This is a genomic window from Kroppenstedtia sanguinis (assembly GCF_050433445.1).
Taxonomy (GTDB): domain Bacteria; phylum Bacillota; class Bacilli; order Thermoactinomycetales; family DSM-45169; genus Kroppenstedtia; species Kroppenstedtia sanguinis.
Genome location: NZ_JBNPXF010000041.1, coordinates 1 through 9,633, shown reverse-complemented (window position 1 = coordinate 9,633; position 9,633 = coordinate 1). Strand labels below are relative to the sequence as shown.

The following is a 9,633-nucleotide window of genomic DNA, read 5'->3' as shown; positions in this document are numbered from 1 at the left end:
AAAAAATTGGGCGACCTTTCCCCTGTAGAGCATCGGGAAAAAATCGCCGCATAACCGTTCTTTTTTTCATTGTCTACTTGACAGGGTCAAGACCAAATTGGGCTTTTTTGTTGTTGATCGCTATAGGTTTTCGCTTAGGGTGATTTCAACGATCATTTCCTATTTCGATACTCGGTGGGGTAGATAGCGCCCCTTCAGCGAACATTGTGTGGAAAATCACAGATGGGCGTGGAGAGGCGAAGAGTCCGGAGCCGACCCACCATACTGTCCCCGCCTTGCTGAAAAACAAGATTAAAGTTACCTGAAGAGGAACTAGTTTTACATTGATTTGACTGAAGGGATCGTTGAAGCCATCTTTCAGGAGATGATCTGTAAATATTACGCTAACTCTTGTTTGTGAAGTATATAATGAAAATGCTACGGAAGACGGGAAGTGACCCACGAGGAGGGAGAAATATGAAAAAACAGTACAGTTATCCCTGCGTTTTTGAGCAGGCAAGGAACAACGTTAGTTTTTATTTCCCGGATTTCCCCGCCGTTGGAACGCATGAAAACATTGAAAAGGGGGTTCCAGTCGCTCGCGAATTGTTGCGGGAGTCTATTTTGCAATACAAAGACAGGAACCAACCTCTGCCTCCTCCTTCTAACCCTAAGGATATCAAGCTCTATGATTCGTCAAACCAAATTGTGTTCATTTCTATTGTAGAGGTGCTTTAGAATCAGTCATCGTTTGTCCAGAGACTTCCCTACGACCAAAAAGGGTGTTTTTATGATGACTTATTTGGTTTCATCGAGGAGACTCAATTTGTCCTTTAACCCGCTTTGAAGGATTTGGGGAAAGTTTAGTTTATGTTTTTCTGCTGCATCATTCAGCCATAGGGGGATGGTCACAGTCTTTGTGATGGATTTCTCCATATATTCTCGGATCGGAGTCATCCAGACTTCAACCATTACGATTTCTAAATTGTTTTGATCCAGTTCAATGTCTTCTGGATTGGACGGTGAGGGGATTTTGTTGTCGTCTTGTTCCATTCCATACAAGTGAAGAGAAAGGGCTTCTTTTGCCATACGCAATGCATCTTCAGTATTTTCGCCAACACTGATACACCCAGGGAGATCGGGGAAAAATACGACGATGTTATCAGGTTGATCATATTCAAAAACGGCAGGGAAAATATAATGTGTTTTCAATATATTCACTCCCCTGTTTGCATTAAAAGGAATAAATAAAGGAAGATTGAACTTGGATTAATTTCTAATAATTCAGAAGTCACTGCTTATTAGAAGAAAGAGTATTAGCCAATCTACGCTCGCAGTTTGGACTATATCAAGAATGCGATGAGATATGCGGTGGGAACGACCAAGATAATCAGAAGAGAGAAAAGTATGTCTTGTTTGTATGCTTGATTCGATTTTTTGTGTTCGTAGGCCCTGATCAAATGGACAACTGAAGGAGAAATGGCAAGTAAAATAATAAAGTGGGGACTCACCGAAGCAATGAATACCATGGATAAGATAAGAAGACAAAAGAAGATGAAATACTTTGTCATAGAATCACATCTTTCCAATAAGATGAGCTGAAGCCCTCAGATCCCTTTCTTGGCGATCAAATTCGGAGCGAATGATCTACACTTCCTAAAATGTAGCTAAATCAACGTTGAATGTTATGTTTCATTATTCGGATTTTACCATAGTTTATAACTTGATGGATGTGTCGTCGTGGCTTAACTGTAGCAAGACTAGAATAATTTTCCCTGAAGTGAACTTGAAAGGTAAAGTGGAGGATAAGATATGGTATACTTTTCCTCGGAGATCAGAAATCGGATTTTCATTGCGTTGTACTTCGTCTGTTTGGGTGGATGGTGGGAATGATCAGTTGCCAAAGGTAATGAAATGGAGATGGTTATTACTAACCGAACACTCAGGATCCAGATGCTTTTCTTCAATTTGGCGCTCTAAACCCTCAAATAGCGAGGTGAATTTCGGTGAGTTTTGAAACGGGAACCTTTTTATTTCAAATCCTAGCTTCAATAGTTGTTGTAGCTGTAGTGTCTCTGGTCGTTTGGTTTTTGGTCAAATTTCTAAAAAAGAAAGATTCAAATTAATTATCACGGAAAATCAGTAAAAGCCCAGTTGATGCTGGGCTTTTCGTTTTCCTATGAATTCCTCCATTGGTGCCATGTGTCACTTTAGATCAACTACACCAACCCCATAAAACTTCAGAAATCCAGTGATAGCTGGATTTCTTTCTTTTTACAACCAAAGTCCTATTGGTTAGAAAAGTCAAGATAATCTATCATCCAATTAACCAACAATCTTCCAAAATAGGAGGCGGGTTGATTGGATCTTTTACGTTAGCTCTTTCGGGGAATCCCCTCCAAAAGAGGTTCCCCCACTGTTGAATATGTGTTTGTGATGATGGCCGCTACGATGTTGGCGGGAATTGTGGTTGGCATTGTGAAAAGTGAGCCCGTGCAGGCATCCTTACGACAAGTCATTCTTTGCTCTGTTCCCTTCCTTTATGATGAAAACGGGGAACCTTCCTGTAAGGCTGGGAAATACATGGCCAAAGAAGATCCTAAGCCCGAAAAGCCCGATCCTCCCGAAGATGAGTTCAGCCCTATTCCATTACATACGAAGCCCGAACCTACGCCTCCAGTAAAGCCAGTAAAAAGCGATCCTTCTTGGTATGAGTGTGCCCTTAGTTGGGATTGTATCAAGAAAAAAGGGGGAGAGTTACTTTCTGGCCCTAGTGAAGAAAAGAAAAAGCAGTTGCGTGAAGAACGTATAAAAAGGCTTCTTGAAGAAGCACGTAAACATTGTGGAAACGATTCGGAATGCATTGCAAACTATGTCGGGAAGCGGCTGGCATATGATCAGATGGGAACCCTTCCCCAACTAAAAGGTTTGATTGGCTTTTCCAAGCTGATAGGTGCCATCACCGGGGTGGATCCGTTTTATGAGTGGGTCAGTTTTGGAGTGGATCATCCCGAATTTACTATCGGTTTAGCCGCAACCATCATTGCTCTCTTCGTCTCCCCTCCCCTTGGGGGAACGATGTTGGTCAGCGGAGCCATTTCCGGCGGAGTGTCGTGGCTTCAGGGAAACGACCCAAACACCATCCTGCGGGATGCGGGGATCGGTGGATTCGCAGGAGTCTTCGGTTATGGGGTGTTCGCCGGGGTAACCCGATATGCAGGGGCTAAATTAGCCCAATCCACACTAAATCCTTTCCTGCAAAAGTGGTTGCCTAAGATCATCGGTGGCGGCAGTGGTGGAGTGGCGGATCAGTCCACCTTTGACTGGTTGAGAGATCGGAAATTGGATTGGAGAAGTGCCACCATAGCGGGCATGATCGGCCTGCTCATCCCCTATGCCGGAGCGGTCATCGATGGGGCCCCAGCCTTGAGCAAACCATTGCTGATCCCCGGTGTCTCCGGCGACGGCACACTGGCCATGCCCTGGGTGAAGAAAAACGGGCAGGAAGCGGCGGAGGGGTATAACAAGGCCTCGGGTAACGGTGGTGGGGGACAATCAGGTCGTACGGATATCCTAAGAAAAACTCCTGGTACTGTTGAAGGTAATGGTTGGGGAAATCTTGACAAAATGATGATAGATGGTAGAATCGGCTTGATACCAGACGATGTTGCCAATCAACTCACCGGCAGGAGATTTAATACATTCAAAGAGTTCAGGGAAGAATTTTGGAAAGTTGTAGGTAATTCTAAGTATGCTTCAGAGTTTAGTCATCGTAATCAAACTTTGATGAGGCAGGGTAAAGCTCCTTTTGCTCCACGAAATGAACAACTCGGGGGAAAAGGAGTCTATGAACTTCATCACCTGACTCCACTTGAACACGGTGGTGAAGTGTACAGTTTGGATAATCTCGTGATCGCGTCCCCTTATGCCCACTATAGGGGCTTTCATAATGGGATGAAAAGGTGATGAAAAAATGACAAGAGAAGAGCTGGTACAGCTTGTAAAAAAAATTTTGAACCCAGCTGCGTACTCTGAAGAAGAGCTTGAAGAGATGGTTCATTTGTTTAATAAGAGTGTTCCAAATCCAGCCGGGTCTGATTTGATTTTTTGGGATAACCGAGACCTAACAGCCGAAGAAATAGTAGATGAGGCACTTAACAATAAAAAACCGAACAAATAATCTCTTTTTAAAGCCTTGGGAGTAACTCCAAGGCTTTAAAAAATTGAATGGAGGTCTGTTGTCATTCCAAAGATAACCATTTGCTTGGATAAAAGGCTTTTTGACCGTTTAATTAAAGAGTCTGAAAAGAGCAATATAAATCTGGAAAACCAAATTGTCAATTTGCTTGAAAGTCATTTTTCAATTGATCATAGAGATGCACCTGTATGTTTAGATGAAATTAAAAAACGAGTGCGAAAGTCTCAAGATGCTAGCGTCTTAAAGGAGTATCTAGATGTTTTCCAAAATGACGAGTCGGAAGGGCACGGCGGAGAATATATCAAACAATTTTTTGGGAAAATACCGTGTGTTCAAGGTGTTGTATTTGTTAATATAAATAGTTGGTATATAAAATTGGATTTTGATCTTAACTCTAAAATTGTATGGAACGTTATTCAGGAACTTTCTTTTGTTTTAAATAACCTATCTTTGTTGAAGAAACTTCCAGTAATATTTAAGCCAATATCTCCACCACCCTATTTAAACGGAGGGCCTGAAAGGTTTTTGTCATGGATTATTGAACCAACATCACAAGGTGTTGACCCCACAATTATTATATCTACTCTAGCCATGTATCTTCCTACTCAAATAGAAAATGAAAAAGCCTGGATTCATACTCTGGATGAACAAAATAGATAAGAGAATAGATTCCATACATAGAAATAAGGGATCTATTGGGCCAATCCTTCCTGCTGAAAGAGACATGACAAAATGGTCACCTTCCCAAATAGAAGATGCAAAGCAAAAGTTAACATGGCATCATGATAAAGAAAATGGGAAACTCATTCTAGTTCCTTGAGATTTAAATGACACCATTAAACATACTGGCGGCCACAAATTTTGGGGTAGACAAAAGGTTAAATAGGGAGGATAACACAATGGAATGGGTTAAATTGAATCGTCCTCTTTCTCTCGGGACCATTAAAAAGCTTGAAGAGGAGCTTGGAATAAACTTACCTAGAGATTTTATCGACTGGTATTTACTATATGATTTACCGAAACAGCAAGAACTGCTTGTTGATGTAGATGGTGAACCATGTGATATTGATAGTTTTTATCCGATTCAAATGATGGCCAGTGAATCAAAATCGTTTTTTGACGAGGATAAGCAGTTAAGTGAAAATGGCAAGGTTTTGCCATTTGCTTTTGACTCAATCGGTAGTCAGTACTGTTTCTTCTACCCTAAGAACAGCAAGACCCCTTCCACAATTTTTTTTCACCATAAGGATGACCATGTCTCCGAGTTGTTTAATGGTGATCATATCGACGAATCATTTACTAACAGCTCAACTTTTCAAGGCTTTTTAGACCAACTCTATATTCGCGAAGAGGATTAATTATCAAGAGGTAGGCAATTAAGTTGAAAATCAAGAAGAGCGACAAAAAAGTACTCAACAAAGAAGAGGAGAATGACAACTTCCAATATTGGTTGATTGAAATGGACGATCTTTTGGATGAGTTTATAGAGGAAATGCCGAGTGAACTTCAATTGGACTATTCTCCGCAATCGCTTCTTCGTTTGGAAGAATGGATCATTTCCAACTACAAAACCATTCCCGAAATCAAATCAAACAGCGCAATGTTGGACAAACTTGCAAGGTATGTAGGAGAAACCTTCAGAGAAAATATTGGCGGCATATGGGAGATCCCATTGGACGATCCCAAGTATGTCTTTTATGGAATTCCGCAGATCGTGTTTAAAAATGAAACTATTTCTCCTATGTGCCCACTGATCTCCATTACTACCTGTGTGGATCGTAGAAGGGGAGATGCTCTTTACAGAGAGTATATGAATAGGACCAGATCTGACTAAGTAAAGACCCCCCTCCGTTTTGGAGGGGGTTTCGATGTTCTTAGCCTAGAAGAGTTATTACGGGGAAAGAACAGAATTGCCTGTTAGATTTGATAATGGTACTCGGGCACTATTCAACTTCGATCTATTTATGCGAGATGCGGGGAAAGATGCAACTAGTGGATAGAGAAGTCCATGCAAAAGCTGGACATACAGGTGGTAGAGAAATTTGGGGTGGAGGAGAAGAAGCTAGAAAAGGTAAATATCGAGGTGAATAATATTGGTCAAGTGGCTGGATACAGATGAGCCTGTAAAAAAAGAAGATATTGAGCATGTTGAAAAAGAATTTGGAATTCGTTTCCCTAAAGACTATGCAGAGTACGCAATGCAAAACCATGGTGGTGTTCCTGATCCTAACTCCTTTGACTTTGAGGGTCGGAAGGGAGCAGTTTTTGAACGGTTGTTAAGTTATGTTGAAACACAGCCAGATTACATTTTAAAGGAATATCGTTCGATTAAAACACGTTTACCGAGGAAAGTGTATCCAATAGGAAGCGATCCTTTTGGTAACTACATTTGCTTTAGCTATCGTGAGAATGAGTCGAATCCATGCATTGTCTTTTGGGATCATGAAAAGGCCAGTCCCAAAACTGCTATCAGTTATGTATGCGATTCATTTTCTGAGTTGATATCTAAGTTGTATGAAGCAGATACAAGTGAGATCGACAAAATGTTAAGAGAAGAGTATCCAGATCTTGATTGGAGTTAGTGCCCATTTTCTATGCAAGTTATAAGGCAGTCAGGGGTATCCTCACGAGCGTGAAAATGTTTGTTACAATTTCACTGAACTAATAAACAAACTGTACAAACCTGACTGGATGTAAAACCGTTGGCCCTCTATGGGCCATTTTTTCGTTTCAGGTCACCACCAAGAGCCTGGTCGTCTTCAGTTGGTCCCAACCGAGATTCACCGTCCCACAACTCATATTAGGTGAATCTCGACTGATCAGGAATGCACTCATTTAAACACTCTCCAGCAATTCAGGACAACTGATTGGATTTGACCATTGTAGTTTTTTGGATTGGCGTCTCCTTGTGTATATAATGTACGTACCTGGAACGAAGCGGGAGGTTGAAAAATTGTCCAATCACGAAGGCCGTGAACCGAACCGGCTGGTTCAAGAGAAATCTCCTTATCTGTTGCAACACGCATACAATCCGGTGAATTGGTATCCCTGGAGTGATGCGGCTTTTGAGAAGGCAAGGAAGGAAGATAAACCGATCTTTCTCTCCATCGGGTATTCCACCTGCCATTGGTGCCATGTAATGGCGCGGGAAAGTTTTGAGGATGTGGAGGTGGCTCATCTTCTCAACCGGGAATACATCGCGATCAAGGTGGATCGGGAGGAACGTCCGGATGTGGATCATATCTATATGTCGGTCTGCCAGGCGCTGACGGGACAGGGGGGATGGCCGCTTACGATCCTCATGACTCCGGAGAAGGAGCCTTTTTTCGCGGGCACGTATTTTCCTAAACAAGCGGTGCAGGGAATGCAGGGGTTGATGGAAATCCTGGAACAGGTGGCCCGGTCCTGGCGGGAAGAACGAGAGCCGGTGCTGAATGCAGGGCGGAAAATCACGCGAGCGGTAAAAACCCAATTGAAGGTGAGCGAGTCCGGGGATTTGGGGAAAGAGGAGTTGGAGGAGGCCTATCATCAGTTTAAGTCCACCTATGATCCCCAGTATGGAGGATTCGGGACGGCGCCCAAATTTCCGCGTCCCCATGATTTGCTGTTTCTATTGCGATACTGGAAAGAGAGCCGGGAACCCTTTGCTCTGTCCATGGTGGAGCACACCCTGGAGGGGATGCAACGAGGCGGGATTTATGACCATATAGGATTCGGCTTTGCTCGCTATTCGGTGGATCAGGAGTGGTTGGTTCCTCATTTTGAGAAGATGTTATACGATAACGCCCTCTTGGCCTATGCCTATCTGGAAGCTTATCAGGTGACACAGAAGGAGGTCTATGCCGAGACGGCCCGAGGGATTTTCGCCTATGTATTGCGAGAGATGACCTCTGAAGAAGGAGGGTTCTACTCCGCCGAGGATGCTGATTCGGAGGGGGAGGAAGGCAAGTTTTATGTCTGGAAGCCCTCTGAGGTAAATGAAGTGCTGGGGGAAGAGGCCGGGGAGCTTTTTTGTGAGTGCTATGATATTACTCCCCAGGGAAATTTTGAACAGAAGATGTGTATCCCCAACCGGATCCACTCCTCTTTGCAGGAAATCGCAGAGAGAAGAAATTCGGATATAGAAGAGCTCCGAAAGCAGCTGGAGGGATCCCGGGAGAAGCTATTTTGGGCTCGGGAGGAACGGGTCCATCCCCACAAGGATGATAAAATCCTCACTTCCTGGAATGGATTGATGATTGCCGCCTTCGCCAAGGGAGCCCAGGTTCTGGGGGATGAAAGCTATGCCGAAGCGGCGGAGAAAGCAGCGTCCTTTATCTTGGAGAGGCTACGGGATGAGAAGGGGCGGCTCCTGGCCCGTTACCGAGAGGGAGAGGCAGCGCTCCCAGGCTATGTGGATGATTATGCTTTTTTCGTCTGGGGACTGATCGAGCTGTATGAGGCGACGTTCCAGCCCCGTTATTTGCAGTCTGCTTTGGAGTTGACCGGGGAGATGCTAGATCTGTTCAGAGATGAAGAGGAGGATGGGCTGTATTTTACCGGTCGGGATGCAGAAAAGTTGCTGACTCGGACCAAGGAAGTGTACGATGGGGCCGTGCCCTCGGGAAACTCCGTCGCCGCCCTCAATCTGGCCCGTCTCGCCCGACTCACCGGAGACACGGAGCTTCGGGAGCAGGCAGACCGACAGATCCGGGCTTTTGCAGGATCTGTCGGTCAAGCTCCCACTGCTTTCAGCTTTTTCTTAACCGCGGTGCAGTTTTTCCTGGGGACATCCAAGGAGATCGTCATCGCAGGCCCCGAGGGGGACCGGGATACGGAAAAGATGATTCAGCGAGTACAGCAGGCTTTTTTGCCTGAGGCGGTTCTCCTTTTTAAACCTGAGGGAAAGGGAGAGGAAGTAACTCAACTGGTCCCCTTTCTCGCCGAACAGGGTGCGATCCAGGGACGGGCGACGGCCTATATCTGTGAAAACTACGCTTGTAAGGCTCCAGCCACCACACTGGAGGAGCTGGAAGAGCGTCTGGGATATGAAAAACACCGATAGACCCATTCTCTAAAAAGGAACGGTTCAAGACCGTTCCTTTTTGCTGTCCACCTAAGTGACCTTGTGCCACAGGCACTACAATCTGCAATCGAGGAAGTGCCACAGGCACTACAATTGGAAATCGAGGAAGTGCCACAGGCACTACAATTGGAAATCGAGGAAGTGCCACAGGCACTACAATTGGAAATCGAGGAAGTGCCACAGGCACTACAATTGGAAATCGAGGAAGTGCCACAGGCACTACAATTGGAAATCGAGGAAGTGCCACAGGCACTACAATTGGAAATCGAGGAAGTGCCACAGGCACTACAATTGGAAATCGAGGAAGTGCCACAGGCACTACAATTGGAAATCGAGGAAGTGCCACAGGCACTACAATTGGAAATCGAGGAAGTGCCACAGGCACTACAAT

Annotated in this window: 11 protein-coding genes and 1 pseudogene; 11 read left to right on the top strand and 1 reads right to left on the bottom strand. The window is 44.4% G+C overall.

Features of this window, described 5'->3' with window-relative positions:
* Positions 1 to 456 precede the first annotated feature (456 nt).
* Positions 457 to 717: a type II toxin-antitoxin system HicB family antitoxin gene (locus JOD24_RS15750; RefSeq protein ID WP_429247316.1), complete on the top strand. Its 261-nt coding sequence runs from the start codon at positions 457 to 459 to the stop codon at positions 715 to 717.
* Positions 718 to 777: 60 nt separating this feature from the next.
* Here JOD24_RS15750 and JOD24_RS15745 read toward each other — a convergent pair whose 3' ends face one another.
* Positions 778 to 1,191 carry a type II toxin-antitoxin system HicB family antitoxin gene (locus JOD24_RS15745; protein WP_429247315.1) on the bottom strand — a complete coding sequence of 138 codons (414 nt, stop codon included), beginning with the start codon at positions 1,189 to 1,191 and terminating at the stop codon, positions 778 to 780.
* 1,179 nt (positions 1,192 to 2,370) lie between these two features.
* On the opposite strand from JOD24_RS15745, the gene JOD24_RS15740 reads away from it, so the two are divergent.
* The 10 genes and pseudogenes from JOD24_RS15740 to JOD24_RS15695 all read left to right on the top strand — a co-directional run.
* The gene (locus tag JOD24_RS15740; protein ID WP_429247318.1) at positions 2,371 to 3,945 is read left to right on the top strand and encodes an HNH endonuclease signature motif containing protein; all 1,575 of its coding nucleotides are present in this window, start codon (positions 2,371 to 2,373) and stop codon (positions 3,943 to 3,945) included.
* A gap of 7 nt (positions 3,946 to 3,952) precedes the next feature.
* Positions 3,953 to 4,159, top strand: coding sequence for a bacteriocin immunity protein (locus JOD24_RS15735; protein WP_429247314.1), 207 nt, complete (start codon positions 3,953 to 3,955; stop codon positions 4,157 to 4,159).
* Between the two features lie 84 nt (positions 4,160 to 4,243).
* Positions 4,244 to 4,837, top strand: coding sequence for a hypothetical protein (locus JOD24_RS15730; RefSeq protein WP_429247313.1), 594 nt, complete (start codon positions 4,244 to 4,246; stop codon positions 4,835 to 4,837).
* A 239-nt stretch (positions 4,838 to 5,076) separates the two neighbouring features.
* Entirely contained in the window at positions 5,077 to 5,535 is a 459-nt protein-coding gene (locus JOD24_RS15725; protein WP_429247312.1) for an SMI1/KNR4 family protein, read from the top strand.
* Positions 5,536 to 5,558: 23 nt separating this feature from the next.
* Positions 5,559 to 6,011: a hypothetical protein gene (locus tag JOD24_RS15720; RefSeq protein WP_429247311.1), complete on the top strand. Its 453-nt coding sequence runs from the start codon at positions 5,559 to 5,561 to the stop codon at positions 6,009 to 6,011.
* 95 nt (positions 6,012 to 6,106) lie between these two features.
* Positions 6,107 to 6,193 (top strand): annotated as a pseudogene (locus JOD24_RS15715) (hypothetical protein); the annotation flags it as partial.
* A 77-nt stretch (positions 6,194 to 6,270) separates the two neighbouring features.
* A complete protein-coding gene (locus JOD24_RS15710; RefSeq protein WP_380162849.1) occupies positions 6,271 to 6,759 on the top strand; it encodes an SMI1/KNR4 family protein in 489 nt (162 codons plus the stop codon).
* A gap of 130 nt (positions 6,760 to 6,889) precedes the next feature.
* Entirely contained in the window at positions 6,890 to 6,985 is a 96-nt protein-coding gene (locus JOD24_RS15705; protein ID WP_380162850.1) for an HNH endonuclease, read from the top strand.
* A 109-nt stretch (positions 6,986 to 7,094) separates the two neighbouring features.
* A complete protein-coding gene (locus tag JOD24_RS15700; RefSeq protein ID WP_429247317.1) occupies positions 7,095 to 9,221 on the top strand; it encodes a thioredoxin domain-containing protein in 2,127 nt (708 codons plus the stop codon).
* A gap of 63 nt (positions 9,222 to 9,284) precedes the next feature.
* Positions 9,285 to 9,633: hypothetical protein (locus JOD24_RS15695; protein WP_429247310.1), on the top strand; the 349-nt coding region annotated here is incomplete at its 3' end.

Excerpts from the sequence above, each read along its gene's own strand:
- JOD24_RS15750 (WP_429247316.1), top strand. The coding sequence starts at position 457 with ATGAAAAAACAGTACAGTTATCCCTGCGTTTTTGAGCAGGCAAGGAAC.
- JOD24_RS15735 (WP_429247314.1), top strand. The coding sequence starts at position 3,953 with ATGACAAGAGAAGAGCTGGTACAGCTTGTAAAAAAAATTTTGAACCCA.
- JOD24_RS15725 (WP_429247312.1), top strand. The coding sequence starts at position 5,077 with ATGGAATGGGTTAAATTGAATCGTCCTCTTTCTCTCGGGACCATTAAA.
- JOD24_RS15705 (WP_380162850.1), top strand. The coding sequence starts at position 6,890 with ATGGGCCATTTTTTCGTTTCAGGTCACCACCAAGAGCCTGGTCGTCTT.
- JOD24_RS15700 (WP_429247317.1), top strand. The coding sequence starts at position 7,095 with ATGTACGTACCTGGAACGAAGCGGGAGGTTGAAAAATTGTCCAATCAC.